The organism is Kribbella orskensis, assembly GCF_004342085.1.
In the GTDB taxonomy this organism is placed as follows: Bacteria; Actinomycetota; Actinomycetes; order Propionibacteriales; family Kribbellaceae; genus Kribbella; species Kribbella orskensis.
The window spans coordinates 932033-959028 of sequence record NZ_SLWM01000001.1 but is presented as its reverse complement, the minus strand read 5'-3'; the positions used below and the strand labels follow the sequence as shown (position 1 = coordinate 959028).

General features: G+C 69.2%; 24 protein-coding genes and 1 riboswitch. Of the genes, 12 read left to right on the top strand and 12 right to left on the bottom strand.

Annotated elements, in window-relative coordinates; genetic code table 11:
• Window positions 1–55: 55 nt before the first annotated feature.
• Entirely contained in the window at window positions 56–871 is an 816-nt protein-coding gene (locus EV644_RS04650; protein ID WP_132333254.1) for a helix-turn-helix transcriptional regulator, read from the bottom strand.
• Window positions 872–943: 72 nt separating this feature from the next.
• Here EV644_RS04650 and EV644_RS04645 point away from each other — a divergent pair, with 72 nt between their 5' ends.
• Together EV644_RS04645 and EV644_RS04640 are read left to right on the top strand one after the other, a co-directional pair.
• Complete coding sequence (locus EV644_RS04645) at window positions 944–1741, top strand: phytanoyl-CoA dioxygenase family protein (RefSeq protein WP_132333252.1); 798 nt, start codon at window positions 944–946, stop codon at window positions 1739–1741.
• Between the two features lie 140 nt (window positions 1742–1881).
• Complete coding sequence (locus EV644_RS04640) at window positions 1882–2175, top strand: HU family DNA-binding protein (RefSeq protein WP_132291282.1); 294 nt, start codon at window positions 1882–1884, stop codon at window positions 2173–2175.
• Window positions 2176–2226: 51 nt separating this feature from the next.
• Here the strand turns inward: EV644_RS04640 and EV644_RS04635 are convergent, their stop codons facing one another.
• Window positions 2227–3345, bottom strand: a complete 1119-nt coding sequence (locus EV644_RS04635; RefSeq protein WP_132333250.1) for an SMP-30/gluconolactonase/LRE family protein — start codon at window positions 3343–3345, stop codon at window positions 2227–2229.
• Between the two features lie 207 nt (window positions 3346–3552).
• Between EV644_RS04635 and EV644_RS04630 the strand changes: the two genes are divergently transcribed.
• Window positions 3553–5511 carry a M13 family metallopeptidase gene (locus EV644_RS04630; protein ID WP_132333248.1) on the top strand — a complete coding sequence of 653 codons (1959 nt, stop codon included), beginning with the start codon at window positions 3553–3555 and terminating at the stop codon, window positions 5509–5511.
• A 143-nt stretch (window positions 5512–5654) separates the two neighbouring features.
• Here the strand turns inward: EV644_RS04630 and EV644_RS04625 are convergent, their stop codons facing one another.
• Both EV644_RS04625 and panD read right to left on the bottom strand, forming a co-directional pair.
• Window positions 5655–7088 (bottom strand): aminopeptidase P family protein, encoded by a 1434-nt coding sequence (locus tag EV644_RS04625; RefSeq protein ID WP_132186798.1) that lies wholly within the window; start codon window positions 7086–7088, stop codon window positions 5655–5657.
• Between the two features lie 27 nt (window positions 7089–7115).
• Entirely contained in the window at window positions 7116–7538 is a 423-nt protein-coding gene (panD, locus tag EV644_RS04620; protein ID WP_132187587.1) for an aspartate 1-decarboxylase, read from the bottom strand.
• 574 nt (window positions 7539–8112) lie between these two features.
• Between panD and EV644_RS04615 the strand changes: the two genes are divergently transcribed.
• Window positions 8113–9228, top strand: coding sequence for a right-handed parallel beta-helix repeat-containing protein (locus tag EV644_RS04615; protein ID WP_132186799.1), 1116 nt, complete (start codon window positions 8113–8115; stop codon window positions 9226–9228).
• A gap of 110 nt (window positions 9229–9338) precedes the next feature.
• Here the strand turns inward: EV644_RS04615 and EV644_RS04610 are convergent, their stop codons facing one another.
• The 7 genes from EV644_RS04610 to EV644_RS04580 all read right to left on the bottom strand — a co-directional run bounded on the left by EV644_RS04610 (window position 9339) and on the right by EV644_RS04580 (window position 18968).
• On the bottom strand, window positions 9339–11540 hold the full coding sequence (locus EV644_RS04610; RefSeq protein WP_158292737.1) for an MMPL family transporter: 2202 nt from the start codon (window positions 11538–11540) through the stop codon (window positions 9339–9341).
• Window positions 11541–11625: 85 nt separating this feature from the next.
• Window positions 11626–12405, bottom strand: coding sequence for a response regulator transcription factor (locus EV644_RS04605; protein ID WP_132186800.1), 780 nt, complete (start codon window positions 12403–12405; stop codon window positions 11626–11628).
• Complete coding sequence (locus EV644_RS04600; protein ID WP_132186801.1) at window positions 12308–13594, bottom strand: sensor histidine kinase; 1287 nt, start codon at window positions 13592–13594, stop codon at window positions 12308–12310. The genes EV644_RS04605 and EV644_RS04600 overlap by 98 nt, the downstream gene beginning before the upstream one ends.
• 88 nt (window positions 13595–13682) lie before the next feature.
• On the bottom strand, window positions 13683–15131 hold the full coding sequence (locus tag EV644_RS04595) for an FGGY family carbohydrate kinase (protein WP_132186802.1): 1449 nt from the start codon (window positions 15129–15131) through the stop codon (window positions 13683–13685).
• Window positions 15118–16533 (bottom strand): alpha,alpha-trehalose-phosphate synthase (UDP-forming), encoded by a 1416-nt coding sequence (locus tag EV644_RS04590; protein ID WP_132186803.1) that lies wholly within the window; start codon window positions 16531–16533, stop codon window positions 15118–15120. The genes EV644_RS04595 and EV644_RS04590 overlap by 14 nt, the downstream gene beginning before the upstream one ends.
• Window positions 16534–16539: 6 nt before the next feature.
• Window positions 16540–17541: a Gfo/Idh/MocA family protein gene (locus tag EV644_RS04585; protein ID WP_132186804.1), complete on the bottom strand. Its 1002-nt coding sequence runs from the start codon at window positions 17539–17541 to the stop codon at window positions 16540–16542.
• A complete protein-coding gene (locus tag EV644_RS04580; RefSeq protein WP_199239628.1) occupies window positions 17532–18968 on the bottom strand; it encodes an amidase in 1437 nt (478 codons plus the stop codon). Before EV644_RS04580 ends, EV644_RS04585 begins: the two co-directional genes overlap by 10 nt.
• Before the next feature lie 147 nt (window positions 18969–19115).
• On the opposite strand from EV644_RS04580, the gene EV644_RS04575 reads away from it, so the two are divergent.
• The 3 genes from EV644_RS04575 to otsB all read left to right on the top strand — a co-directional run bounded on the left by EV644_RS04575 (window position 19116) and on the right by otsB (window position 20866).
• The gene (locus EV644_RS04575) at window positions 19116–19424 is read left to right on the top strand and encodes a DUF3263 domain-containing protein (protein WP_132186806.1); all 309 of its coding nucleotides are present in this window, start codon (window positions 19116–19118) and stop codon (window positions 19422–19424) included.
• Window positions 19425–19688: 264 nt separating this feature from the next.
• Complete coding sequence (locus EV644_RS46015; RefSeq protein ID WP_241997729.1) at window positions 19689–20036, top strand: LytR C-terminal domain-containing protein; 348 nt, start codon at window positions 19689–19691, stop codon at window positions 20034–20036.
• Window positions 20033–20866, top strand: coding sequence for a trehalose-phosphatase (gene otsB, locus EV644_RS04565; protein ID WP_132186807.1), 834 nt, complete (start codon window positions 20033–20035; stop codon window positions 20864–20866). The genes EV644_RS46015 and otsB overlap by 4 nt, the downstream gene beginning before the upstream one ends.
• On the opposite strand, the gene EV644_RS04560 is transcribed toward otsB, so the two are convergent.
• Entirely contained in the window at window positions 20832–21314 is a 483-nt protein-coding gene (locus EV644_RS04560; protein WP_241997731.1) for a hypothetical protein, read from the bottom strand. The two genes, otsB and EV644_RS04560, sit on opposite strands and share 35 nt — an antisense overlap.
• Before the next feature lie 95 nt (window positions 21315–21409).
• Between EV644_RS04560 and EV644_RS04555 the strand changes: the two genes are divergently transcribed.
• From EV644_RS04555 to EV644_RS04530, 5 genes are all read left to right on the top strand, one after another.
• Window positions 21410–22570, top strand: coding sequence for a Fic family protein (locus tag EV644_RS04555; RefSeq protein ID WP_132186808.1), 1161 nt, complete (start codon window positions 21410–21412; stop codon window positions 22568–22570).
• Window positions 22571–22600: 30 nt separating this feature from the next.
• Window positions 22601–23554 carry a DNA-3-methyladenine glycosylase family protein gene (locus EV644_RS04550; protein WP_132186809.1) on the top strand — a complete coding sequence of 318 codons (954 nt, stop codon included), beginning with the start codon at window positions 22601–22603 and terminating at the stop codon, window positions 23552–23554.
• Between the two features lie 32 nt (window positions 23555–23586).
• Window positions 23587–24834: a cation:proton antiporter gene (locus EV644_RS04545; protein ID WP_132186810.1), complete on the top strand. Its 1248-nt coding sequence runs from the start codon at window positions 23587–23589 to the stop codon at window positions 24832–24834.
• A 328-nt stretch (window positions 24835–25162) separates the two neighbouring features.
• Window positions 25163–25301, top strand: a riboswitch (SAM riboswitch).
• Between the two features lie 10 nt (window positions 25302–25311).
• Window positions 25312–26580 (top strand): threonine synthase, encoded by a 1269-nt coding sequence (thrC, locus tag EV644_RS04535; RefSeq protein WP_132186811.1) that lies wholly within the window; start codon window positions 25312–25314, stop codon window positions 26578–26580.
• Window positions 26577–26852, top strand: coding sequence for a ubiquitin-like small modifier protein 1 (locus EV644_RS04530; protein ID WP_132186812.1), 276 nt, complete (start codon window positions 26577–26579; stop codon window positions 26850–26852). Before thrC ends, EV644_RS04530 begins: the two co-directional genes overlap by 4 nt.
• The last annotated feature ends 144 nt before the right edge of the window (window positions 26853–26996 follow it).

The following is a 26996-nucleotide window of genomic DNA, read 5'->3' as shown; positions in this document are numbered from 1 at the left end:
TCGCCCGAAGGGTCTTAACCCGATACTTTCAGACCGTGGCTGGGCATCGCCTCGATCAAAAGGACGATTTCGACCCCGCGAGCGAACCGATCCGCCGGAACGCGCGCGGCGACTGCCCGACGCGGGAGGTGAACAACCTGCTGAAGTACGCCGGATCCTCGTACCCGACCTCCCGCGAGATCGCCGCCACCGGCGCGTCCGTCTCCGCCAGCAACGCCTTCGCCGTGTTCAGCCGCGTGGTCAAGATCACCTCCTGAGGCGTCACCCCGGCCGCTGACCGGACACCTTCCCGCAGCTGGTGCACGCTCAATCGCAGCGCCTCGGCGTACTGCTGGATCGACAGCGGACGGCAGGCCAACCCCCGCAACCGCTCGACGATGTCCTCGCCCGACTCGTCCTGCGCAGCGACGCCGATGAGCTCGAACAGAGCCGCCACAGCCTGTACGTCGGTACTGCGCTCGCCGCCGCGTGTGACCCGGAGGACCTTGGCGAAAGCTCTTTCGACAGCCCGGGAGTCGGCGTACCGGCGTACGGGGTGTGCCGCGTCCAGGTAGCCGAGCGAGGTGAGCGCTTCGGCAGCCGAACCGCCGAACAAGGTCCACGACTGCTGCCAGCGGGTGGACGGGCGATAGCCATGCAGGACGCCAGGAAAGAGCCACAGCAGCGCAGGCGCCTCCACCTCGTGCAGCACCCGGTCTGCGCCGTGCAGGAGGTGGCCGCGGCCGTGGCGGACAAGGACCAGGGCGTGGCAGCCGAGAGCACGTTCGGGGCTGGCGCCAGGCCGGTTCTCCTGTTCGCCGGCTCCTAGGCAGAAAAGTCCAAGTTCTCGCTGGGCTTGGCTTGGTGTGAAGTAGATCGACCAGTTGGCCATGCTGACAAGAATCCAAGAACTGACCGCTCGAGTCCATTCACGAGCTAGGTGGAGAGCCGCTGGAATGGGACGGTGCTGACTTCCAATGGGTATGTGCTGGATGAGTCCGCGGGGCGGTTGGGCGAGTTGGAGGCTGTCCCGGACCAAGAGCGTGACGATCGCCAGGCGTTGCGGGCGCGGTTGGTGCGCGACGGCTACTTGTTCCTGCGCGGCCTGCTGGATCCCGAGGAGGTGTTGGGGTTCAGGAAGTACTACTTCGAACGCACCGCGGGCGCCGTGGAGCGGGCTGCCTTCCGGAAGGTGTTGTTCGGCGAGGTTGTCCCCGGGCTGGAGTACGCGGCGTTCTGTACGCAGCCGGCGCTGCGAGGGTGGTTCGAGTGGTTCCTCGGCGGTGAGACGTTTCTGCACAAGCGGAAGATCATCCGGCAGACATCACCCGGAGAACGGGGGATCGGGTTCGCCACGCAGGCGCACTACGACCTGGTCTACCTGCGCGAGGGCACGGATCGCGTTCTGTCGGCCTGGATCCCGCTCGGGGACTGTCCGGTCACGCTCGGCGGGCTCACCTACTTGGAGGGCAGTCACCACCGGGTACTGCGCGAGGAGGCCGCCGGCACGTTGAAGCGCCCGGCCGCCTCGATCACGGCCGATCTGCCGTCACTGGCCGACGAGTACGACGCGCGCTGGCTGGTCACCGACTATGAGGTCGGCGACGTCGTCATCCACACGGCCCACACCGTCCACGCGGCCCTCGACAACGTCGACCCGGACGGAACCGCCCGCCTGTCGACCGACATCCGCTACCAACTCAGCACCGCCCCGGTCGACGCCCGCTGGCAGCACCACTGGCACGACCAGGACGGCCTCTGACCCGACGGCCGCAGGCGGCCGTTGACCGCCCGTATTCCGGACCGCTCTCGCTAACGACAATCATTTCGGTTAAGGTCTTTCCCGACTGATCGGGCCGACGATTGGGGTATCGGCCGGGCGGTACGAGTCTGAGGAGAGCCGTGAATCGCAACGAGTTGGTCGCCGGCGTGGCAGCCAAGGCGGGCATCCCGCGGAACCAGGCCGAGAAGGTCCTCGACGCGCTGGGCGACGTCGTCACCGAGGCCGTGCACAAGGGCGACAAGGTCTCGCTGACCGGCCTGCTGAGCATCGAGCGGGTACTGCGCGCGCCGCGCACCGGCCGCAACCCGCAGACCGGCGAGCCGCTGTCGATCCCGGCCGGCTACTCCGTCCGCCTCTCCTGCGGCAGCCGCCTGAAAGCCGCCGCCCGCGGCAACCTCCGCACGGTCTCCTGAGAAACGCACTCTGCTCTGCCCTCCGGGGTGGAGGGCAGAGCAGAACCCCCGTCAGCGGTGGACCGCCGTTACCCAGTACGGGGTGGTCGGGGTTGGCGGCGTGGTGAACCGGGCGTTCGGCAGGTAGATGCGCTTGCCGAAGAACGCCGCGGTGGTCGGTACGTCGAAGTCGGTGCTGGTGATCGTCCGGAGCTGCCGACCCCTGGTGCCGGAGTTGTTTAGGTCCAGCACGGCGATCTGGTTCAGCCGGTTCTGTACGACGTACAGGGTGTCGCCGGAGCGCAGCAGGCCGTCGCCGGCGGTCATCAGGAGTCCGCCGAGGTCGACCTGCTTCGTGGCGCCGGTGCGCGGGTCGACCCGGAACAGGAGCCCGGTCACGGACTGGACGATGATCAGCGCCCGACCGTCAGGGGTGAGGGAGATCCCGTTCGCGTTGGTGCCCGCCGCGTCGTGCTGGTAGTCACCGGTCAGCGGGACGGTCCGGACCGCCGACTGCCCGGGCAGTGTGCCGTCGCGGCGGAGCGGGACCTTGTAGAGCACGGGCTGGCGCGAGTCGGTGAACCAGGCCGCGTCCTTGCTGAGGATGACGTCGTTCACGAAGGTCGGCGTCGCGGTGGTGAACTTGTAGCTCGCGAGCACCTTGCCGGTCCGGGTGTCGATCACCCGGCCGTCGCCGCCGGCCGCGCCGGCCACGAACAGCCGGCCGCGCTGGTCGACCTTCATGCCGAGCGACGCGGTGCCGGGACCCTGGCTGATCACCCGGCCGTTGCCGGTCCGGAGATCTGCCTGGTAGATGTCACCGTCGACCCGCGACCCGAAGTACGCCTTGTCGCGGTCGATCGCGATGCCCTCCGGCTGGAAGCCGGCCGGGAGGTCGAAGTGGGTCGGGAAGCGGACCGGGTGGCTCGCGGGCGTGTAGGCGACCGTGCCGGCCATCGTCGATCCGCTGGTTGTCGCGTTGGCCTCAGTGGTGCCGAACCTGATCTTGTCGCACTCGCCGTCGTCGACGCTGGTCTTGACGGTGGAGCCGACAGTTGGACCGACAGCGGGGCCTCCGGTGGCGGCGCCAGTCGTGAGGGCGGAGGCGGTGAGGCTGCCTAGGAGCAGTGCGGGGAGGCCGAGAGTCGCAGCGAGCACGCGGCCGACCTGACTTGGCAGTGGGCGTTGCATGGCGGGTGTCCTCCAGTGGATACCTGAGCCGCCTCGACGCCCCCGAAAGCCGACGCAGCGGCTGGTTGTGCATTCAACAATAGGTGAACGGGCAGCAGACCTGAACGGTTCGATCCGGCCGATCTCCACTCATTCCGCGACCGCTCACCGGGTACTGTCGCCGACAGTGGTTTTGACGCTCGCACGCAGCAGAGGAGCACGGCAGGAATGACAGCAGGGATCGATATCTCGGATCTGTCCACGACGGTCCGGCCGCAGGACGATCTGTACCGGTACGCCAACGGACCGTGGCTGGAGCGGACCGAGATTCCCGCGGACAAGGCGATCTACGGCGCCTTCCACGCGCTCTTGGACACCGCCGAGAAGAATGTCCGCGGGATCGTCGAGCAGACCGCCGCCGACCGGCACCCCGAGGGCACCGAGGCACGCAAGATCGGCGACCTCTACACCAGCTTCATGGACGAGGACACGATCGAGCGGCTCGGCGCCGGCCCGATCGCGGACCAGCTCGAGCTGGTCGCGTCCATCAAGGACCTGGGCGGCCTCGTCGCCGCGCTCGGCGCGCTGGAGCTCCAGGGGGTGCCCGGGATCTTCTACTACGGCGTCGACATCGACGCGAAGAAGTCCGACGAGTACATCGTGTACATGACCCAGGGCGGCCTCAGTCTGCCCGACGAGTCGTACTACCGCGAGGACAACTTCGCCGACGTGCGGACGGCGTACGTCGCGCACCTGGCGCGGATGCTCGACCTGGCCGGGCTGGCGGACGCCACCGCGGCGGCCGACCGGATCCTCGCGCTCGAGACCCGGCTGGCCGGCGGCCACTGGGACCGGGTCAGGAACCGCGACGTCTCCGCGACCTACAACAAGGTCGACCGGGCCGGGCTCGAGGCGCTGACCCCCGGAGTGGACTGGTCCGTCTGGCTGACCAACGCCGGCGTACCGGAGAGCGCGTTCGAGCAGCTGGTGGTCCGCCAGCCCGACTACCTCACGGCCGCCGCCGAGGTACTGCGCGAGGTGGAGCTCGAGCACTGGAGGGAATGGCTCAGCTGGCGCGTCGTACGCAACGCGGCCCCGCTGATGAGCGGGGCCTTCGTCGACGAGAACTTCAGCTTCTACGGCAAGACCCTGACCGGCGCGCCGGAGCTGCGGGAGCGCTGGAAGCGCGGCGTGGACGTCGTCGAGAACGCACTGGGTGAAGCCGTCGGCCAGCTGTACGTCGGCGAGCACTTCCCGCCTATCGCCAAGGCCCGGATGGTCGAGCTGGTCGCCAATCTCGTCGAGGCCTACCGGCAGCGGATCGACGCGCTCGACTGGATGGGTCCGGAGACCCGGCAGCAGGCGCTGGACAAGCTCGGCGCGTTCACGCCGAAGATCGGCTACCCCGACAAGTGGAAGGACTACAGCGGGCTCGACGTCCAGGCGGACGACCTGGTCGGCAACGTGCGCCGCTCGGTCGCCGTGGAGACCGCACGGGATCTGGCCAAGCTCGGGCAGCCGATCGACCGGACCGAGTGGCTGATGACGCCGCAGACGGTGAACGCGTACTACAACCCGCGCATGAACGAGATCGTCTTCCCGGCCGCCATCCTGCAGCCGCCGTTCTTCGACCTGGAGGCCGACGACGCGGTGAACTACGGCGCGATCGGCGCGGTGATCGGGCACGAGATCGGTCACGGCTTCGACGACCAGGGCTCGAAGTACGACGGCGCCGGCAACCTCAACGACTGGTGGACCGACGCGGACCGGGCCGCCTTCGAGGAGCGGACGGCGAGGCTCGTCGCGCAGTACAACGCGCTGGAGTCGACCGACGCGCCCGGGAACAAGGTGAACGGCGAGCTGACGCTCGGCGAGAACATCGGCGACCTCGGCGGCCTCTCGATCGGGTACGTCGCCTACGAGCTGTCCCTGGACGGCGGGGAATCGCCGGCACCGGTGGACGGCCTGACCGCGGCCCAGCGGTTCTTCCTCGCCTGGGCGCTGGGCTGGTCCACCAAGGCCCGCGAGGCCGAGGCGATCCGCCGGCTGGCGATCGACCCGCACTCCCCGCCGGAGTTCCGCTGCAACGCGGTCGTCCGCAACATCGACGCCTTCCACACCGCCTTCGGCGTCAGCGAGGACGACGACATGTGGCTGTCCCCCAAGGACCGCGTCAAGATCTGGTAACCCGCCCGCGCCCCATCCGTCGGCGCACCTGCCGCCGCCGCGGGCGGACCGCTCAGGGGTCAACCCTCCACCAGGTGGGTTGCACCACGAGAATCTGACGGTGCAACCCACCCTCTCAGGGGTGAACCCCTGAGAGGCTGCCGCTAGCCGTTCATCCAGTTCTGGATGCCCTCGATGTCGCGGGGCATGGCGGCCGAGAGGTTCTCGGTGCCGTTGTCGGTGATGAGGATGTCGTCCTCGATCCGGATGCCGATGCCGCGCAGGTCCTCGGGGACGGTGAGGTCCTCGGCCTGGAAGTAGAGGCCGGGCTCGACGGTGAGGACGTAGCCGGTCTCGAGGTCGCCCTTGTTGTACTTCTCGGCGCGGGCGGCCGCGCAGTCGTGCACGTCGAGGCCGAGCATGTGGCTGACGCCGTGCAGGGTGTAGCGCTGGTAGATCATGCTGTCCGGGTCGAGCGCCTCGTCGGCGGAGACCGGCAGCAGCTCCATCGCGTCGAGCCCGCGGACGATGACGTCCATCGCCGCCTCGTGGCCGGCCCGGAACGTCACCCCCGGTCGGAGTGCCGCGATGCCTGCGTTCTGCGCGTCCAGCACGAGCTGGTAGAGCTCCCGCTGGCGCGGGGTGAACTCGCCGTTGACCGGCAGCGTGCGGGTGATGTCCGCGGTGTAGAGGTTGCGGTTCTCCACACCCATGTCGAGCAGCATCAGGGTGCCGTCGTTCACCTGGCCGTCGTTCTCGATCCAGTGCAGCGTGGTCGCGTGCGGTCCGGCGGCGGCGATCGACGTGTAGCCGACGTCGTTGCCCTCGGCCCGGGCGCGGCGCCAGAAGGTCCCCTCGATCCAGCGCTCGCCGTACTTGCGGACCTTGTCCATCTCGCTCAGCACGTCGGAGAAGCCGCGGTGGGTGATCGCGCACGCCTCGCGGAGCTGCTCGATCTCCCAGGCGTCCTTGACCAGCCGCAGCTCCGACAGCGTGAACGCGAGCTCCTTGTCGCGCTCGGCGTCGGTGCCGGCCCCGCTCAGCAGCGAGGCGATCGAGCTGTCCTCGCCCCGGCGGATGCGGGTCGGTACGTCGTTCTTCAGCGCGTCGGCGAGCCCGTCCACGTGCCGGGTCTCGATGCCGTACTCCTTGGCCGTCTCGGTCAGCGACGGACGACGGCCGGCCCACAGCTCGCCGTACATCCGGTCGCGCCAGAACTCCTCGCCCTCGCTGCGGTCCGCACGCGGCCGGAAGTACAGCACCGGGTCGTGGCCGGTGGTGCCGTTGGGCTCGAGCACCAGGACGGCGTCCGAGGTCTGGTCGCCGACCAGCCAGACGTAGTCGGTGTGCGGCCGGAAGGCGTAGTCGGTGTCGTTCGAGCGGACCTTGAAGGTGCCGGCCGGAATGACCAGCCGCTCACCCGGGAACGCCTGCGAGAGCGCGTCCCGCCGCTTCGCCGCCCACGCGCCGACGTCGCTCAGCGTGACGTCGGTCCGCTCGGTCTCGCCCCAGCCGGAGTTCATGAACTCGCGGAGCTTCTCGCCTGACGGGGTGTCGTGGCTGGCGGTCTTCGGGGCGTTCTCGGTGCTCTCGGTCATCGTCGACCCATCCTCATCTCGCCTGGTTCAGCGCGCGGTGTGCAGTTGATCGCCGCGGAGCGTGCTGCTGTCCGGCAACACCTCGGCGGGGTCCGAGCCGATGCGGGTGATCGCATTGTGCTCGTCCACGAAGACTACGCTCGGCGCGAAGGTCTTCGCCTCCGCGGTGTCGAAGATTCCGTACGCGATCAGGATCACCAGGTCGCCGGGGTGGATCAGGTGCGCGGCGGCCCCGTTGATGCCGACGATGCCGGAGCCGCGCGGTCCCTCGATCAGGTACGTCGACAGCCGGTTGCCGTTGGTGATGTCGACGATGTCGACCTTCTCGCCGGGCAGCAGGTCCGCCGCCTCCATCAGGGCCACGTCCAGCGTGCAGGACCCGACATAGTCCAGGTCCGCCTGGGTGACGGTGGCCCGGTGCACCTTCGACTTCATCATCTCGCGCTGCATGGCGGCCATCATCCAGGTCGCACCCATCACTGTCAGTGGCCGCCGTCACCCCGGCGCCGCTCGTACGAGGGCGGCCTGGCGATCCCATGGTGGGCTCGCTGGTGGGCGGAACGGCAGTCTGAGCGCCGTGTGGACTGGCCCGGCGTGTAAGAACACGACCGCACGAACGAAAGACCCGAGCATTTCTTGAGCCGGTCCCGACGCCCGGTGGATCACCAGCCAGAACCTGACGCGTCTCGAGCGGACTGTTGATCTGTACGCGAGCCGCAGGACCTGGCCTGTTCGGTCGGGCTGCCTGGTCGTCGGTTCCCGACCAGTGTGTCGTCGGTTTCCGACCAGTGTGTCGTCGGTTTCCGACCAGTGTGTCGTCGGTTTCCGACCAGTGTGTCGTCGGTTCCCGACCAGTGTGTGTGTCCGATCACGCGGGCTGACAACGATGGTCAAAGGCGGAGTAGCTTGTTGAGTTGTTAACTACTTTCGCCGACTCAAAGGATGCCTCGTGCAGTTCAAAGCTCAGCTCGTAACGCTTGCAGTAGGTGCCACGGCCGTGGCGGCGGCCGGACCGTTGATCGGAATGACCGCAGCACAGGCTGCCCCTCCCGCTCCCCACACGGTGTTCGTGTCCACGCATGCACCGGACGCGGCTGATGGGGATCATGGTCCCGTTTTCGGCTCCATCAACTCGGCGGTCGCTGCGGTGGCGGCCGGCGGCACGGTCGTCGTCGAGAGCGGCACGTACCCCGAGGACGTAGCCGTGACCAAGCCCCTGACGCTGAAGGGCGTGGGGCACGCCACCATCGACGCCTCGCACCTCATCAACGGGATCAAGATCACCGCATCCCACGTGAAGGTCAGCGGATTCACCGTCGAGGAGGCCATCGGTGAGGGGATCCTGCTGGAGAACAGCGACTTCTCCACCGTCACGGGCAATCGCGTCCATAGCAACAACACCGGCGCGCGGCTGAAGGATCCAGTCCCGACCGACTACGCCTTCTGCCAGCCTCTCGCCGCGGGGCCCAACGACTGTGGCGAGGGCATCCACCTCCTAGGCAGCTCGCACAACGTCATTCAGGGCAACAACGTCTTCGACAACGCCGGCGGCATCCTCCTGACCGACGAGACCGGACCGACGTCGCACAACCTGATCTCCGGTAATCGGGCCGCGGACAACCACACTGCCTGCGGCATCGTCCTCGCCGGCCATAACCCGAAGGCGGCTCCGGGCGGGGTGCCCGCGCCGACCGCCGCCGGCATCTTCGCCAATACGGTCATCAAGAACGTCATCACCGACAACGGCCTCCAGGCCAAGGGTGGCGCCGGGGTGCAGTTGGCCACCGGCTTGCCGGGTGGAGCGGTCTACGACAACACCGTCTCGCGTAACGACATCACCGGGAACGGGCACGCCGGCGTGACCTTGCACAGCCACGCCCCGGGCCAGGATCTGAACGGCAACGTGGTCACCGGCAACCGCATCGGTACCAACAACCTCAACGGCGACAACGACTTCGCTGCCAAGGACCCGGAGACAACCGGCGTCTTCATCGGCACGGCAGCTCCGGTGTCCATCACGATCCGTGACAACGTTATCAGCCGGAACCACTTCGGCATCTTCACGACCGGTCCCGTCACCGCGACCGGCGAGCACCAGAACATCTTCCACGCTGACGCCGTTGCGGTGTCCACCAACTGAGCCGTAGCACCACTTGGCCACAGCTCAGCCAGGACCCCGACCTCTGCCCGCAGCCTTCCCCTGGGGGACCGCCACGGACAGGGGTCGAGGCCCGCTCACATCGGGGGGGTTCACCGCGAAGCGAGCTCGGGTTCGCGGGGCTCGGGGACCGGGGGCTCGATCTGGCGGCGGAGTTTCTCGCCTTCGACGTCGACGTCCGGGAGGAGGCGGTCGAGCCAGCGTGGGAGCCACCAGGCGGAGCGGCCGAGCAGCGCCATCACGGCCGGGACGATCGTCATCCGGACCACGAAGGCGTCGATCGCGATCGCGAACGCGAGCCCGAAGCCGATCTCCCGGATCAGCGTCTCGCTGGACAGGATGAACCCGGAGAACACCGCGACCATGATCACCGCGGCGGCCGTGACCACCCGGGCGCTGTGCCCGAAGCCGTCGACCACCGCGGTCCGTGGAGTCGCGCCGTGGACATGCTCCTCCCGCATCCGGGTGACCAGGAAGACCTGGTAGTCCATCGCCAACCCGAACACGATCCCGACCAGGAAAACCGGCAGCATGCTGATGATCGGCCCGGTCTGGCCCTCGATCCCGAACGGCCCGGCCAGCCAGCCCCACTGGAACACCGCGACCACCGCGCCGAACGTCGCCGCCACCGTCAGCAGGAAGCCCAGCGTCGCCTTCAACGGCACCAGCACCGACCGGAACACCAGCATCAGCAGCAGGAACGCCAGCCCCACGATCAAGGAGAGATAGGGCAACAGCGCGTCACTCAGCTTGGCCGAGATGTCGATGTTGAAGGCCGTGCCACCCGTCACCGAGACCTCGGCGCCACCCGACTCCGGCGCGTCCCGGATCGCCTGCACGAGATCCTTCGTCTCGGTCGTACTCGGACCACTCGCCGGAATCACCGTCAGCAAGGCGGTATCGCCCGCGGGGTTGAAGGTCGGCGGAGTCACCACCGCCACGTCCGGCAACGCCCGTACTACGTTCGCAGTACTCGTGGCGGCGGCCTTCGGATCAGCGGACGAGGCTACGTCGACCACGACCATCAGTGGTCCGTTGAAGCCAGGGCCGAAGCCGTCCGACAACAGCTCGTAGGCCTTGCGCTGGGTGGAACCGGCCGCGGCGGTGCTGTCGTCGGGCAGTCCGAGTTCCAGGTCGACCGCCGGGATCGCCAATGCTCCGAGGCCGATCACCGAGACCAGCAACACGGCGACCGGCCGGCGGGTGACGAATCCGGCCCACCGGCGACCGGCGGTCGGCTTGCCGCTGGAGGCCTCCGGATCACCGCCGCGCAGCCCGGGGATCCGGCCACCGAGGACCCGGCGTCCGGCCATGCCCAGCAGCGCGGGCAGCAACGTCAACGCGATCGCCACCGCGATGACGACGGTGAATGCGGCCGCGAATCCCATCTGGGTCAGGAACGGGATGTCCACCACGAACAGGCCGGCCAGGGCGATCACCACGGTCAGCCCGGCGAAGACGACCGCGGAACCAGCGGTTCCGACGGCCCGGCCGACGGCTTCCTCGGGTTCCAGGCCGGTGCTCAACTCGTGCCGGTAGCGCGACATGATGAACAGCGCGTAGTCGATCGACACCGCCAGACCGATCATCACCGCCAGGATCGGTGTCCCCGAGCCGATGTCGATGAAGCCGGTCGCGGCCGTGATCGCGGTGGCGCCGATGCCGATCCCGACGATTGCCGAGAGCAACGGTAATCCGGCCGCGATCAGCGAGCCGAAGGTGATCAGCAGGACCACCGCGGCCACCCCGATACCGATCACCTCGGCCAGGCTCTGCTCGTCCTGGACCTGCATCGCGTCCCCGCCGTACTCGACCGTCAACCCCGCGGCGCGAGCCGGCTCGACCGCCGCGGCGACCGCGTCCTGGGCCTCGGGAGTCACCTCCTGCGCGGTCACGTCGTACGCGACCTGGGCGTAGCCGGTCCGGCCATCGGCCGAGATCGCCTTGGCGGCAAAGGGATCCGCGACGGCCGCCACCTGCGGAGCCGACTGGATCCGGCCGAGCGTGCTCTTCACCAAGGCGCTGTTGCCGGGCGAGCTGAGCTGCTCACCCGGTGCGGCCTGGAAGACGATCCGGGCGGTGGCGGCGTCCGCGCCGGCCTGCGGGAACCGCTTCTCGAGCAGGTCGACCGCACGCTGCGACTCCGTGCCGGGGATCGAGAAACCGTTGGCCGTCGGCCCGGACAATGTGGCGGCGCCGGTGACCCCCGCGGCGAGCAGAGCCAGCCAGAGGAACACCACCCAACGGCGTTGGCGGAACGCGAACCGGCCGAGCCGGTAGAGGTAGGTAGCCATGCTGACGATCGTTCCGACTGGACCCCCTAGTCCGCGTCCGCCAGCGGTGGACTCTTCCCCGTACTGCGCCCGCCGTACCCGCCTACTACACCGGGTGTACGCCAACCCCGCCCGGCTGTACTCCGATCGCGCCGGGGTGCTGCTCCGGGCCTGGTTGCTGCGCCGAGCCCAGCTGTTCCGGGGTACCAGGCTGTTGCGTGGAGCCGGCGCGGACGAGTCCGGTCCGGTAGGCGATCACCACGAGCTGCGCCCGGTCCCGCGCTTCGAGCTTCACCATCGCCCGGTTCACGTGGGTCTTGGCGGTCAGCGGCGACAGCACCAGCCGCTCGGCGATCTCGTCGTTGGACAGTCCGAGCGCGACCAGCCCGACCACCTCGCGCTCCCGCTCGGTCAGCACCGACAACTCACCGGACCCGGTCGCCGGGTCGAGCTCGGGCTGGGCCAGGAAGCGGTTCATCAGCCCGCGCACCGCCTTCGGCGAGAGCAGCGCGTCGCCGCGCGCGACTACCCGGATCGCGCTGATCAGCTCGTGCGGCTCCACGCTCTTGCCGAGGAAGCCGCTGGCACCGGCCCGGATCGCCTCGAAGACGTACTCGTCCACTTCGAAGGTGGTCAGGATCAGCACCTTCACCCCGGCCAGCGACTCGTCCGCGGTGATCAGCCGGGTTGCGGCCAGCCCGTCCAGCTCGGGCATCCGGATGTCCATCAGGATCACGTCGGCGCGCTCGGTCCGGGCCAGCTCGTAGGCCTGCCGGCCGTTCGCCGCCTCAGCAATGACCTCCAGACCGGGCGCTGAGTTCACCAGCACCCGGAACCCGCTGCGGATCAGTGTCTGGTCGTCGGCCAGCAGCACCCGGATCGTCACCTGTGTCTCCAGTCTCCAGAGGTAGGACGGCACGAACCCGGAACCCGCCGTGCGGCAGCGACCCGACGGTGACGTCGCCACCGACCGCGGTCACCCGCTCCCGCATGCCGAGCAGCCCGTGGCCGGCGCCGACGGGACCGGCCGCGCCGCTGCGGTACGGCGTACCGGGGTGGCCGCCGTCGTCGGTGATCTCGATCGTGAGCGAGCCGCGTTGTGCCTCGAAGCGGACCTGGACGACCGAGCCGGGCGCGTGCTTGACCACGTTGGTCAAGGATTCCTGCAGGACGCGGTAGGCGGTCAGCTCGATCACGTCCGGGAGCGGTCCGGAGGCCGGCGGCTGCCAGTCGACGACGAGACCGGCCGCGGTGAACGACTCGATCAGGGCGCCGAGCTCCTGCAGGGAAGGGGTGGGGGCGGTCGGCAGCGAGCCGTCGCCCGAGCGGCGCAGTACGCCGAGCAGCACGGTCAGCTCACGCAGTACGGTCCGGCCGCCCTCGCGGACCAGCGCGAGCGCGTGGTCGGCCTCGTCGGGCTGCTCGCGGAGCAGATGGGACGCGACCCCGGCCTGGACGTTCATCAGGGCGATGTGGTGCGCGATCACGTCGTGCAGTTCATGGGCGATCCGCAGCCGCTCCTCGATCACCCGTCGTTCCGCCTCTTCCTCGCGGGACCGCTCGGCCCGCCGGATCCGGTCCTCGAACTCGGCCTGGTAGGCGCGCCGGTTCCGGACCGCCTCGCCGATGGCGGCACCGAACAGGACCAGGACGGCGACCGAGATGTTCGCGAGCAGGTTGCCGTCGGTGAAGAGGGTCGCGACGGTGACCGTGATGACGGCGACGCTGACGAGCGCCACCGACCGCGTCCGCCGGTCCTTCTGGATCACGACCGTGTAGATCGCCGCGGCGAGCGCCAGACCGATCGGGCTCTTCACCTGCTCGGTGATCGCATAGCCGGTCACGGCCAGCATGGTGATCGCGAGCACCACCAGCGGTGCCCGGCGGCGGAAGACCAGCGAACCGGCGGCGATCGCGACCAGGAGCACCCCGGTCACCGTGAGGTCGATCTGCTCGCCGGAGTGCCGATCGCCCGGCTGGATCAGGTTGATCGCCAGGATGACCAGCGCGAGGGCGACGTCGGCCGCCACCGGATGCACGCTGTACCCGGCGTACCAACGTCGAGGCGCGCCCATCCCCTCACAGTACGTGCCCCCGGCCGCCCGCCACGTCCTCCAAAGGCCGTATCCACTCGGTACTACGAACGCGGTACTCCGGGACCGGTCAGGGAAGCTCGGCGTTGTGGGGCAGCTCGTGGGAGGCCTGTACTGCGAGGGCGCGCAGGGTTTGGTACCGCGGGCGCAGTTCGGCGACGCGGTCCAGGTCGTCCTTGTGCGGGGCCGAGGTTTCGCCGCCGGGGGTGGGGAAGAGACCCAGGGCGACAGCGGCGGCGCCGCGGGCTCCGACCTCGGGCTCGGAGCAGGCTGTCGTCGAGCGGGCGAAGGTCGCGGTCAGGCAGCGGCGCCACCACGCGGACGCGTCGATGCCGCCACCGCCGAGCACGACCTCGAGTTGGTGACCGAAGAGGGAGTCGAGCATCCGAAGCCCGCGGTCGATCTCCAGCGAGGCGCCCTGCAGCGAGGCGGCCAGCAGATCCGCGCCGGTGTCGTCGAACGACAGCCCGAAGTAGACGCCCGAAGCACTCGGCACCGTCTCCGGCGGCCGGGTGCCCGCCTGGAAGGGGATCGCGATCACCCGCGTGGACCCGACCTCCACCCCGACCGGCTCACGGTGCTCGCCCTCGAGCCGCAGCACGTCGGTCAGCCAGGCGTGCAGGTTTCCCGCGGCGGAGAAGGCCATCCCGGTCACCGCGCGCTTGTCGTCCACGCGGTACCGCCATAGCTCCCACGGCAACTCGGGCGCACCCTCAATCGGGTGGACCACCCGCACGGCGGCCGACGTACCGACCGTCACGGCTGCGGTGGACTCGTCGTGCGCGCCGGTGCCCACGTTCGACGCGGCGCCGTCACCCGTCGGCGGATGCACCGGTACGCCGACCAGCCCCGGCCAGCGTCGCGCGTACTCCGGGGAGAGGGAGCTCGTCCAGCCGGTGGGAACGATCGGCGGCAGGTGCTTCTCGGTCACACCCGCCACCGCGAGTGCCTCCTCGTCGTACCGGCCGGATGCGAGGTCCAACGTGCCGGTGCCGGAGGCGATCGAGACCGAGGTGACCCGCTCGCCCGTCAGCCGCTCGAGCACGAGGTCGGGCAGACCCGCGTAGGAGGCGGCTGGGACGATCGAGGCCAGCCAAGGGATCCGCCGGGTCCAGTAGAGCCGGTGCAGCCAGGCGCCGGTCCGCGCGTGGAACGCGTGTTCGTCGAAGGACGAGTCCAGCGAGAGCGGCACAGTCTGGGTGTCCACCCACGGGATCACTGGCGTCAGCGGCTCGCCCGAACCGTCGAGGGCGACGATCGAGTGCCACTGCGAGGACAGCACGATGTCGCTGATCCCGGTGAGGTGCCCGTTCTGCTGCAACTCGTCCAGGCAGCCGAGCAACCCCTCGACGTAGCCGTGCAGATCCAGCGTCGCCTCGCCGGCCGCGCCGTACGCCGGGGAGATCTTGTGCCGGGCCAACGCGCCGGGCACGGGTGAGGCGTCGGCCGTCAGTACCAGCGCCCGGGCCGAAGAGGTGCCCAGATCAAGCGCGAGGATCCGTTGGTCAGTCTTCGGCATGCAGCGCCTTCAGGAAGGAGGCGGCCCAGACGTTCACGTCGTGCGCGGCCAGGTGCTTGCGCATCGCCTTCATCCGGCGGCCGAGTTGCCGGTCGTCGGTGTTCATCGCGTCGACGATGGTGTCCTTCATCCCGTTGATGTCGTGCGGGTTCACCAGGAACGCCTGCCGGAACTCGTCCGCCGCTCCGGCGAACTCGCTCAGCACCAGGGCGCCCGTGTCGTCGTACCGGCAGGCGACGTACTCCTTGGCGACCAGGTTCATGCCGTCGCGCAGCGGGGTCACCACGGCGACGTCGGCGGCCCGGAACAACGCGGCCATCTCGGTCCGCGAGTACGAGGTGTGCAGGTAGTTGATCGCCGGCGTGCCGATCCGGCCGTGCTCGCCGTTGATCCGGCCGACCAGCAGTTCGATCTCGTCGCGCAGTACCCGGTACTGCTCGACGCGCTCACGGCTGGGGGTCGCGACCTGAACGAACACCGCGTCGTCGACGGACACCCGGCCCTCGTCCAGGAGTTCGCCGAACGCGCGCATCCGCTGCCGGATGCCCTTGGTGTAGTCGAGCCGGTCCACGCCGAGCAGGATGTGCGCCGGGTTGCCGACCTCCTCGCGGATCTCCCGGGCCCGGGCCTCGGTCTCCGGCTGGCGGGCCAGTTGCTCGAGCTCGCCGACGTCGATCGAGATCGGGAACGCCTTCGCCCGGACGATCCGGTCGTCCGGCAGGTGGATCCGGTCGCCGCGGGTCCGCAGGCCCATCCGGTTGCGGGCCAGGCGGGCGAAGTTCGAGGCGGCGCCGGGCCGCTGGAAGCCGACCAGGTCCGCGCCCATCAGCCCGTCCAGGATCTGCCGGCGCCACGGCATCTGCGCGAACAACTCGGTCGGCGGGAACGGGATGTGCAGGAAGAAGCCGATCCGCACGTCTGGCCGCAGCCGGCGCAGCATCGCCGGGACCAGTTGCAGCTGGTAGTCGTGGACCCACACGTCCGCGCCCTCGTCGGCGGCCTCCGCGGCCGCCTCGGCGAAGCGGCGGTTCACCGCGACGTAGGACTCCCACCACTCCCGGTGGAACTCCGGCGGCACGATCACGTCGTGGTACAGCGGCCACAGGGTCGCGTTGGAGAAGCCCTCGTAGTACAGCTCGATGTCCTCGGCCGACAGCGTCACCGGGACCAGGTGCATGCCGCCCTCGTCGAACGGGTCCAGCTTCTCGTCCGCTCCGCCGGTCCAGCCGATCCAGGCGCCGTGGTGCCTCTGCATCACCGGGGCGAGCGCGGTGACGAGCCCGCCCGGGCTGCGCCGCCACGCGGTGGTTCCGTCGGGCATCTCGATCCGGTCGACCGGCAGCCGGTTGGCCACCACCACGAAAGAACTGCGTCCGTTCGGTGTTCCCGACTGTTTCGGCATCAGCTGTTATCCACCCAGGTATTCGTCGTCGCCGGGGTAGCTGACCCCGATCTGTCTACGCGTCTCGTCGAGCAGGTCGAGGATCTCGATCGTGGCGGCATGCGGGAGGGCGGGGCACTCCACCAGCCCCGCGCGCAGCGCCCGCATCACCTCGGCTGCCTCGTAGTGGTACCCAAGCCCATGCGTCGGTACGTCGATCCGCTCCTCGCCCGCCGCGGTACTGCGGATGTAGTACTCCGGGTGGTGGAACCGGTGCGGCAGCAGCAGGCTCCCCTCCGGGCCGCTGACCGAGGCGGTCCACGGGTTCTGCGAGCGGAGTCCGCAGGTCAGCGCCGCGATCGCGCCCGTGTCGTACCGCCAGGCCATCGCCACGTTCAGGTCGACGCCGTCCTCGTTGACCGAGCCGACAGCCTTCAGCTCGGCCGGGCTGCCGAGCGCCATGTGGACGAAGGTGATCGGGTAGATCCCGCCGTCCATCAGGGCGCCGCCGCCGAGCGCGGGGTCGAGCAGCCGGGCGGGGAGTTGCGGCTTGTGGAAGCCGAAGTCGGCCAGCGCCTCCATCGGCTCGCCGATCACGCCCTTCGCCAGGTCGGCGAAGAAGGCCTGCACGACCGGGTGGGTCCGCATCCACATCGCCTCGGCGAACAGCGTGTTGTTCTCGTGGGCGACGGCGACCAGGTCGCGGGCCTGCCGCGCGGTCAGCGTGACCGGCTTCTCGCACAGCACGGCGACCTTGGCCTGCAGCGCGGCCCGGGCGATCGCGTAGTGCTGCGGGTGCGGGGTGCCGATGTAGAGGACGTCGACGTGACCGTCCTCGAGCAGCCGGCGGTAGTCGTCGTAGCGGTGCTCGATCCCGAACTGGTCGGCGAACCGGTCGGCGCTGTCGAGCGACCGGGACGCGACCGCCGTCACCACCGCCTCGCCGGCGAGCTCGGCGAGGTCCCTGGTGAACGAGGTGGAGATGTTGCCGGTAGCAACGATTCCCCAGCGGACTCGAGCTATACCCACTGTCTGAACTCCGGGGTCGGGAACGGACCGTGAACCTTGATTCTCGCGGTTTCGAACGCGTGCGCCAAGCGAATGAGGGTGTCATCACTCCGGCCGGTGCCGCTGAAGGTGATGCCGACCGGCAGCCCTTCGACCAGCCCGGACGGCACGGTCAGCAGCGGATAGCCCGCCAGCGCGGCGTGCGACGACGAGCTGCCGAGCACGTGGTCGCCGTTGATCAGGTCGATCGTCCAGGCCGGTGAGTACGACGGCATCACGAGGGCGTCCAGCTGGTTCTCGCGCAGCAGTCCGTCGATGCCGTCCCGGCCGGCCCGCAGCGCGGCCAGCCTGGCGGCGACGTAGACCGGTGAGCCGAGCCCTTCAGTGCCCTCGGCCCGCTCGAACAACTCCTGGCCGAAGTAGCGCAGCTCGACGTCCGCGTGCTGCTGGTTGAACGCGATCAGCTCCGCCAGCGTTCTCGGGCCGCCCGGCTTGCGAGTCGCCAGGTACGCCGTGAGGTCGACCTTCAGCTCGTGGGACAACACGTGCAACTGGTCTTCGTCGCCACCGGGAGTCGGCAGCGACAGGTGATCCACCAGCGTCGCGCCACACCGGCTGAGCAGCTCGAGCGCCTCCTCGGACACCCGGTCCAGGCCCGTCGAGTACCCCCACAACGGCCCACGCGGTACGCCGATCCGAAGGTCGCTGAGGTCTTCGCCCCGGCAGCTCTGCAGGTAGTCCGTGGCGCCGCCGGTGAGCACGGTCAGCAGCGCGGCCGCCTGACTCACGGTGCGGGTCATCGGACCGGCGGTGTCCTGCGAGTGCGAGATCGGCACGATGCCCTGCTGCGGGATCAGGCCGACGGTGGGCTTCAGCCCGACGACACCGTTCAGCGCGGCCGGGCAGACGATCGACCCGTTCGTCTCCGTGCCGATCGCGAGCTCCGCCATTCCGGCGGCCACCGCCGCGCCCGAGCCGCTGGACGAACCACCCGCTGAGCGGTTCAGGGCGTACGGGTTGCGGGTGAGTCCGCCGAAGGCGCTCCAGCCGGACGAGGACGCCGAGCCGCGGAAGTTGGCCCACTCGCTCAGGTTGGTCTTGCCGAGCACGATGCAGCCCGCCTCGCGCAACCGGCGTACCAGCGGGGCGTCGTGGGGTGGCGGCGGCTGGTCGGCCAGCGCCAGCGAACCCGCGGTGGTCGGCAGGTCCGCGGTGTCGATGTTGTCCTTCACCAGCACCGGCAGGCCGTGCAGCGGGCCGCGAACGCGCCCGTCGTCACGCTCTGCGTCCAGTCGGACGGCTTCGGTGAGAGCGGCGGGATTGGGCGTGCAGACGGCGTTCACCAAAGGGTTCACCTCGGCGTACCGGGCCTGCAGCTCCTCGACCGTCACGCTGGCGGGTCGTGGGCCGGGCGACACGTCGCCAGGGCCCTGTCGAGTTGAGCTCACACGCTCGATCCTGCCAGAGTTGGGCGCGCCCGGCCGTCCGCCTACGACACGGGTCATGTCGCTGCGTGGTGAATGACATCGCTGTTGTTCAGCACGTAGAGTGTTGGGCGGACGGACGATCACCGACCGCACGGGAGTCACCAGCAGATGGACAGCGCCAACGCCAGCTCCTCCGGCCCCGCCGAAGCAGTCCAGCCGGCCGTCGCTGGGTTGTCGGACCGAGACGGTGCCATCCTCGGCTTCGAGCGCCACTGGTGGAAGTACGCCGGCGCCAAGGAGCAGGCGATCCGTGACCAGTTCCAGATGTCCGCCACCCGGTACTACCAGGTGCTGAACGCCCTGATCGACCGGCCGGAGGCCCTCGCCCACGACCCGCTCCTGGTCAAGCGACTGCGCCGGCTGCGAGCAGCCCGCCAGCGCGCCCGTTCAGCCCGTCGGCTGGGTATCGAGGTCTGAGCTTTGAGAAGTGTGCTGCGCCGGCGCACTCGCTCGCCGGACGAACGGGGACAGGTCCTCTCGTCCCTCGTCGCCGTGCTTGCCGCGGTCGCGATCGTCGGCGGGCTGCTGGTCCTTTTCGGCACCCGCGGCAGCGACAGCGCTGCCGACACGCCCGTGGCCAAGACTTCTTCTTCGTCTCCGACGCCGAAGCCTTCCACCCCGGCTCCGACTTCAGCGCCGACCTCAACACCGGCCACTGAGCCCAGTTCGGAGCCGAGTTCGGTGCCCAGTTCTGCGCCGGCCTCGGAGCCGACGCCGACCACCGCACCATCCACCGGTGCGTCCATCCCGCCGTCCGAGCGTCCCGCGGTCGAGATGTACAACAACACCTCCCGCAAGGGGCTGGCCGAGGACGTCTCCATCCGCGCCCGGCAGGCCGGTTGGACCGTCGCCGGTGCCGACAACTGGCACGGCAAGATCGTCGGGAGCACCGTCTACTACCCGCCGGGCATGCAGAGCGAGGCAGCCCAGCTGGCCAAGGACATCGCCATCAGCCGGACCAAGGACGCCCTGGCGAACATGAAGAAGGATCGGCTCACCGTCATCCTGACCACGGACTACGCAGGATGAGCACTCCCGTACTGGCGACTGCGGCCGGGCGGGAGGGCTGGGAAGCGATCGTCGAGGATCCGGCCGGGGCGGTGATCGCCTCGGACTTCGACGGCACGCTCTCACCCCTGGTCGAGGACCCGGCGATGTCCCGGGCGGCCGACGGAGCACTGGACGCGCTGGCCCGACTCGCCCGCTCAGTGGGCCAGGTGGCCATCGTGACCGGCCGGCCTGCACTCGTTGCCACCGAGCTTTCCGGCGTCAGTGGACACCCCGGACTCGGGCGACTCGTAGTACTGGGTCATTACGGGCTTGAGCGGTGGGAAGCGTCTACTGGTGCTGTGACGAGCGACCCTGTGCCACCCGGGGTTGCGGTGGCTCGGGAGCGGTTGCCTGGTTTGCTGCAGGAGGCTGGGCTGCCGGACGCGTTCGTCGAGGATAAGGGCAGCTCACTGGCGGTTCACACCCGCCGGCTGCCGGAGCCCTTGCCTGCTTGGGAGGCCTTGCGTGCTCCGCTGACGGAGCTGGCCGAGTCCACCGACCTCCGGCTGGAGCCGGGCAACCTGGTCTTGGAGCTCCGCCCGCCTGGTATCGACAAGGGAGTCGCCATGCGGCGGCTGGTCGAGTCCACCGAGGCCCGCTCGGTCCTGTACGCCGGGGACGACCTAGGCGATCTTGCTGCCTTCCGGGCTCTGGATGACCTGCGCGGCGAGGGGCTGCACGCAGTACTGGTCGCTGCTCGCTCGGGGGGTTCGTCCGAGCTGGCGGATGCGGCTGACATCGTCGTGGACGATCCGGCCGGTGTGGTGACCGTGCTTACTGCTCTTTCCGACGCGATCGCAACCCGCTGAACGTCTGGCTGAGCGTCTGGCCAAGTGGCTGGACCGGGTGTTCGATGTAGTTGCCGTCCTTGAGACTTGCCAGCCGCTCGAACGGATTGCGCGAAGCGGGGCAGCCCGTGCGCAGCCAGGACCAGCCGGCGCCGAGGGCGTAGAGCGGGAGCATGGGAAGACCGAGCAGGCAGAAGTACTGCCAGGAATGCCGTTCCTCATGCTTGACCAGGAGCGGACGTCGGTCGAAGTACGCGCGGTCGTTCTTGGTCAGCACCAGGTTCCCGAGCGTGAACGCGCTGGCGATCGGGAACCCCAGCCGGTACCCGGTCGCGTAGAAGAGCCCGCGCGGCCCTCGGCTGAACTTTGCCCGCCCGATCACCCCGACGAGCACCCCCAACGCCGTCGACAGGTTCAGCACATTCCCCACCAACTTCACCCGCTGCCACCCCGACATCCCCTCACCCATACCTCCAGTATCGACTCCGATGTCTCGATGTCGCAATTCTTAGGACAGGGGCCTGATAGTCTGTGTCCTAAGAATTGCGACATAAGGACAGAGTGATGATCTACGCCACGCCTGAGCCGGACCCTGAGGATCAGCAGGTCCTGGAGCAGATCCATGGCTTCCGTACTGACTTGGCCGATGTGATGCGAGTGCCGAAGCGCTGGCTCGGCGGCCTTCGTCGCAGCATGCTCGGCCGTGCGATCCAGGGATCGAACAGTATCGAGGGCCACGAGGTCAGGCTGGATGACGCGGTGGCCGCCCTGGACGACGAGGAGGCGCTCAGTGTCGACGAGCGAACCTTCGCCGAGATCCGTGGCTACCGTCAGGCGCTTGGATACGTGCTGGCGATGGCGGGTGATGCCGAGTTCGAGCTCGACGTATCGGCGCTGCGCGGCATGCACTTCATGATGCTGAGTCACGACCTGTCGAAGAGTCCGGGAAGCTACCGGCAAGGCGCCGTCTACGTCCACGACGAGGCCAGCGGCCAGAACGTGTACGAAGGGCCGCCCGCGGAGCAGGTCCCCGCCCTCGTCGCAGAGTTGATGGACGGGCTGGGGAGCGACGGCGACGCGGATCCCTTGATCCGCGCAGCGATGGCGCACCTGAACCTGGTGATGATCCACCCGTTCCGTGATGGGAACGGGCGAATGGCGAGAGCGCTGCAGACGCTTGTCCTGTCTCGTGGCGGGATCGGTGAGCCTGCCTTCTCCGGCATCGAGGAATGGTTGGGCAGCAACGCCGAGGACTACTGCCGGGTCCTGGCCGCCACCGGCGACGGTGGCTGGCACCCTGATCGATCCGCGGCGCTCTGGGTGAAGTTCAATCTGCGAGCCCACCACATCCAGGCTCAGACCATCGCTCGCCGTTATCTGGAGGCCGGCCGGATGTGGCAAGCCTTCGACGACGTGATCAGTCAGTTCGGCCTGCCCGAGCGGGTCGCCGACGAACTGTTCGATGCTGCACTCGGTTTCCGCATCCGGCGCTCCACGTACGTTCGCCGGGCAGCGATCGAGCAACGCACCGCGACCCGGGATCTGGCCAGGCTTGCCGAGGTGGGACTGCTGGTCCCAGTCGGCGAGACCAAGGGGCGGCACTATGTGATGGGTGAGCGGCTTGCCGGCCTCCGGCAGGTGGTGCTGGAGAAGAGGGTGCCGTTGGTCGATCCGTATCCGTGGATGCGGGGACGGCTGGCGTCCGTGGCTACTCCGGTCCGCTAGTTGTCGGAGGCGTGAGTAACACTTGCGGGCGTGAGTTCGGTGGTGCGGAGATGGCGGGCGGCCTGGGCGGTGGATCCGCACACGGTGATCGGTGGGCTGCGCAAAGGGCCGGGCGACCCGGCGTACGTGTTCGACCCCGGCCGCCGTACGGTCTGGCGCGCCACCCGAACCCCTGAGGGACCCGTCCTGCTGAGACTCACGCCGTACTCCGGGGTGGGCGAGGTGGAGGCCGAGGCGTGGGGGCCTGGTGCGGAGTGGGCGTTGGACGGAGTGCCCGAGTTGCTCGGGGCGGCGGACAGCTGGGACGGGTTCGAGCCGTTGCCTGAGCACCAGCCGCTGGTGGACGCCGCCCGGCGGTTCCCGCACTTCCGGGTGCCGAGGACGCGCGCGGTCTTCGAGGCGATGGCTGCCGCGGGGATCGAGCAGGTCGTCACCGGCAAGGAGGCGTTTGCCGGGTGGCGGATGTTGCTGCGCGAGTACGGCGAAGTGGCGCCGGGGCCGGGTGCTCCGGACGGCCGGAAGATGATGGTGCCGCCATCGCCGGAGGAGTGGCGGCTGATTCCGTCCTGGCAGTGGTTGCGGGCCGGGGTCGAAGGACGCCGGTCGCGAGTGGTGATCACGGCGGCGACCCGGGCGGCCGCGTTGGAGCGGACACTGGAGCTCACCGACGGGGCTGAAGTGGAGCGACGGCTGCGGTCGTTGCCCGGTGTTGGTGTGTGGACTGCCGCGGAGGTCCGGCAGCGGGCTCATGGCGACGCGGATGCGTTTTCGTTCGCGGACTATCACGTGTCGCGGAACGTCTCGTACGCGCTGACCGGCGAGGAACTCGACGACGACGGCACCGCCGAACTCATCGAGCCGTACCGCGGGCATCGCTTCCGGGTCCAGCGCCTTTTGGAGTTGGCCGGCATCAGTCATCCGCGCTACGGCCCGCGCAAGTCCCTACCCACCCACACGCCGGGCGCCACGCATCGTCTTCGGTGAACACACCCGAACCTGGGCACTAGGGTCCGCATATGCGGATCAACGGGGACGGGCTCTACCTGGTGGCGGGCCTTGCCCTGCTCGTGGGTGCTGTGCTGCCCCGGTTGCTCCGGCGGTACGCGATCTCCGCGCCGATCGCCTTCCTGGGCGCGGGGCTGCTGCTCGGGCTGTTCGTCGATCGCAGCCGGCTGAGCCCGATCGCCGAGCCCAAGCTGACCGAACACCTCGCCGAACTCACCATCCTGGTCGCCCTGATGGGTGTCGGCCTCGCGATCGACCGCCCGATCGGCTGGCACCGGTGGAAAGTCACCTGGCGGCTGCTCCTGGTCGCCATGCCCGCCTGTATCGCGGCGGTCGCCGGCGCCGGCTGGCTGCTCGGCCTCGCACCTGCAACCGCGCTGCTGATGGGTGCGGTGCTCTCGCCGACTGACCCAGTGCTCGCCTCGGACGTGCAGGTGCAGGGGCCGACGACCGGCGAAGGCGCCGAAGCCGAGGAGGACGACGAGGTCCGCTTCGCGCTCACCTCGGAGGCCGGGCTGAACGACGGCCTGGCGTTCCCGTTCGTCTACGCGGCAGTGTTCGCCGCCACGAAAGGTGCCGTCGGCAACTGGGCGCTGGAGTGGTTCGCCTGGGACCTGATCGGCAAGGCGGTGATCGGCGTGGCCGTCGGTGTCATCGCCGGCCGCCTGCTCGGCCGGATGGCCTTCTCCGCGCCCTTGCCGAGTTTTCGGCTGGCCGATTCCCGGGAGCCCGTGCTGGCTCTCGCAATGACGCTGGGGGTCTACGGCCTGGCCGAGGTACTGCACGGCTACGGCTTCATCGCCGTGTTCGTCGCCGCCCTCTCGCTGCGGGCCGCCGAACGGGACCACGACTTCCACGAGGAGTTGCACGGCTTCGTCGAGCAACTCGAGCACATTCTGACCTGGGGGATCCTGCTCCTGCTCGGGGTGGCGATCACCGGCGGTCTGCTCAAACCGTTGACGTTGGCCGGCGCCGCGATCGGCGTACTGCTGGTGGCCGTGATCCGGCCGCTGACCGCCTGGGTCTCACTCCACGGAACGCCGCTGCGGCGATCCGAGCGCTGGGTCACAGCCGCGTTCGGAGTACGAGGGGTCGGGTCGGTCTACTACCTGGCCTATGCGGGGTCCGATTTCGAGACCGATCTGCCGTGGTTGTGGGCGACGGTCGGCTTCACGGTCGTGCTCAGCGTCGTGGTCCACGGCGTCGCGGCGACTCCGTTGATGCGGATGCTCGAGATCCGCCGCGACCGGGATTCGTGACGGCCTGATTCGTGACGGCCTGATTCGTGCGGGCGGGATTCGTACGCGCGGGATTCGTAAGGGCTCGGGCGGGCGGCTCGAGCCCGCGCCGGACCGCCGCGGCCGCGTGGATCCCGGCGGCGAACTCCTGTCGCACCCGGCGGGTGGCCAGGCGCAGTACATCGAATCCCCGGTGCCGCCGGAGCCCGACGACGCTCCTGTCGCCCGGAGTCTCGGCTGGGCACTGGAGCCGGCGGACCTTCCGGGAGCGCCGGGCGGGGTGAGATCCGCTGTCTCGCATGGTGGGAACGGCAGACACAATATGGACCCGATTGGGTAACCTCGTCAGTGCTCATCCAGAGGGACTGAGGGAAACGGCCCGTTGAAGTCCCGGCAACCCTCCCCGTTGACGTCTCGATCCGAGGCGCTCGCGGCGGAACGGTGCCAAATCCGTCCCGCGCCGAGATCCGGTCCGGGGAAGATGAGGAGGGAACCTCCATGAGCCTGACCGCCGCCGCGTCGACCCACACCATCCGCGAAGGTGCCTTCGGCAACGGTACGCACCTGAGCTGCCGCGCCTGTGGGGCGAAATCGCCGCTCGGTCCGTTCTACGCCTGTATGGAGTGCTTCGGTCCGCTGGAGGTCGGGTACGAGTTCCCGACCATCACGCGAGAGCAGATCGAGGCCGGACCCAAGAACATCTGGCGGTACCAGCCGCTGCTGCCGGTGCCCACCGACGTGGCGAGCTTCCCGAACACCGAACCCGGCTACACCCGGCTGATCGACGCCGGCAACCTGGCCCGCGAGCTCGGCCTGCGCAAGCTCTGGGTGAAGGACGACTCGGGCAACCCGACCCACTCCTTCAAGGACCGCGTGGTCGCGTCCGCCCTGAGCGCCACCCGTGAGCTCGGCATGAAGGTCTTCGCCTGCCCCTCGACCGGCAACCTCGCCAACGCCGTCGCCGCGGCCGCCGCCCGGGCCGGCATCCGCTCGGTCGTGTTCATCCCGCACGACCTCGAGCGCCCGAAGGTGATCACCACCGCCGTGTACGGCGGCACCCTGGTCGCCGTCGAGGGCAACTACGACGACGTGAACAAGCTCGCCTCCGAGATCGCCGGCGAGGAGGAGGGCTGGGCATTCGTGAACGTCAACGTCCGCCCGTACTACTCCGAGGGCTCGAAGACGCTCGCCTTCGAGATCGCCGAGCAGCTCGGCTGGCGGATCCCGCAGCAGGTCGTCATCCCGGTCGCGTCCGGGTCCCAGCTGACCAAGATCGACAAGGGCTTCACCGAGCTCGGCAAACTCGGCCTGGTCGACGCCACCGACTACAAGGTGTACGGCGCTCAGGCCACCGGCTGCTCGCCTGTCGCCCAGGCGTTCCGGGACGGCCACGACGTGGTCAAGCCGGTCAAGCCGAGTACCATCGCGAAGTCCCTGGCGATCGGCAACCCCGCGGACGGGCCGTACGTGCTCGACGTCGCCCGGCGTACCGGCGGAGTGATCGAGGACGTCAGCGATGAAGAGGTCGTCGAGGGCATCCAGCTGCTCGCCCGCACCGAGGGCATCTTCACCGAGACCGCGGGCGGGGTGACCGTCGCGACGCTGAGGAAGCTGATCGAGACCGGCCAGCTCGACCCTGAGGCCGAGACGGTGATCATCAACTCCGGCGACGGGCTCAAGACGCTCGACGCCGTGGCCGACCGGGTCGGCCCCAAGGTGACCATCCCCGCGTCGTACGACGCCTTCGTGAAGGCAGGGCTGCAGTGAGCATCAGCGTTCGGGTACCGACCATCCTGCGGCCCTACACCCAGGGAGCATCCGAGGTCTCCGTCGAAGGCTCGACCCTGAGCGAGGTGCTCGAGTCCCTCGACACCTCCTACCCAGGCATCAAGGGCCGAGTCCTCGACGACTCCGGCGAACTCCGCCGCTTCGTCAACGTCTACGTGGACAACGACGACGTCCGCTTCGCCGAAGGTCTCCAAACCTCGATCAAGGACGGCGGCCAGGTCTCCATCATCCCGGCCGTCGCGGGCGGTTAGTACTCCGGCCCACGCGGCGGGGGCGGTGGCAGGTTGTTCGGCCGGTGGCGGCTTGTAAGGGCGCTAGTCGGCGGACAGCCCGCTATCGGGTAGCGGGTGTGGGCGAGGTGCTCGGCGGTCGCGGTCGCCGAGCCGGGGGTCGTG

What these genes read in the sequence shown, in the direction of transcription:
- panD (WP_132187587.1), bottom strand. Translation starts at nt 7,538, where the DNA reads ATGCAGCGCGAGATGATGAAGTCGAAGGTGCACCGGGCCACCGTCACC.
- EV644_RS04635 (WP_132333250.1), bottom strand. Translation starts at nt 3,345, where the DNA reads ATGCAACGCCCACTGCCAAGTCAGGTCGGCCGCGTGCTCGCTGCGACT.
- thrC (WP_132186811.1), top strand. Translation starts at nt 25,312, where the DNA reads ATGAGCCTGACCGCCGCCGCGTCGACCCACACCATCCGCGAAGGTGCC.
- EV644_RS04590 (WP_132186803.1), bottom strand. Translation starts at nt 16,533, where the DNA reads ATGCCGAAACAGTCGGGAACACCGAACGGACGCAGTTCTTTCGTGGTG.
- EV644_RS04615 (WP_132186799.1), top strand. Translation starts at nt 8,113, where the DNA reads ATGACCGCAGCACAGGCTGCCCCTCCCGCTCCCCACACGGTGTTCGTG.
- EV644_RS04630 (WP_132333248.1), top strand. Translation starts at nt 3,553, where the DNA reads ATGACAGCAGGGATCGATATCTCGGATCTGTCCACGACGGTCCGGCCG.
- EV644_RS04600 (WP_132186801.1), bottom strand. Translation starts at nt 13,594, where the DNA reads ATGGGCGCGCCTCGACGTTGGTACGCCGGGTACAGCGTGCATCCGGTG.
- EV644_RS04650 (WP_132333254.1), bottom strand. Translation starts at nt 871, where the DNA reads ATGGCCAACTGGTCGATCTACTTCACACCAAGCCAAGCCCAGCGAGAA.
- EV644_RS04555 (WP_132186808.1), top strand. Translation starts at nt 21,410, where the DNA reads ATGATCTACGCCACGCCTGAGCCGGACCCTGAGGATCAGCAGGTCCTG.
- EV644_RS04575 (WP_132186806.1), top strand. Translation starts at nt 19,116, where the DNA reads ATGGACAGCGCCAACGCCAGCTCCTCCGGCCCCGCCGAAGCAGTCCAG.
- EV644_RS04560 (WP_241997731.1), bottom strand. Translation starts at nt 21,314, where the DNA reads ATGGGTGAGGGGATGTCGGGGTGGCAGCGGGTGAAGTTGGTGGGGAAT.
- EV644_RS04625 (WP_132186798.1), bottom strand. Translation starts at nt 7,088, where the DNA reads ATGACCGAGAGCACCGAGAACGCCCCGAAGACCGCCAGCCACGACACC.
- EV644_RS04610 (WP_158292737.1), bottom strand. Translation starts at nt 11,540, where the DNA reads ATGGCTACCTACCTCTACCGGCTCGGCCGGTTCGCGTTCCGCCAACGC.
- otsB (WP_132186807.1), top strand. Translation starts at nt 20,033, where the DNA reads ATGAGCACTCCCGTACTGGCGACTGCGGCCGGGCGGGAGGGCTGGGAA.
- EV644_RS04545 (WP_132186810.1), top strand. Translation starts at nt 23,587, where the DNA reads ATGCGGATCAACGGGGACGGGCTCTACCTGGTGGCGGGCCTTGCCCTG.
- EV644_RS04595 (WP_132186802.1), bottom strand. Translation starts at nt 15,131, where the DNA reads ATGCCGAAGACTGACCAACGGATCCTCGCGCTTGATCTGGGCACCTCT.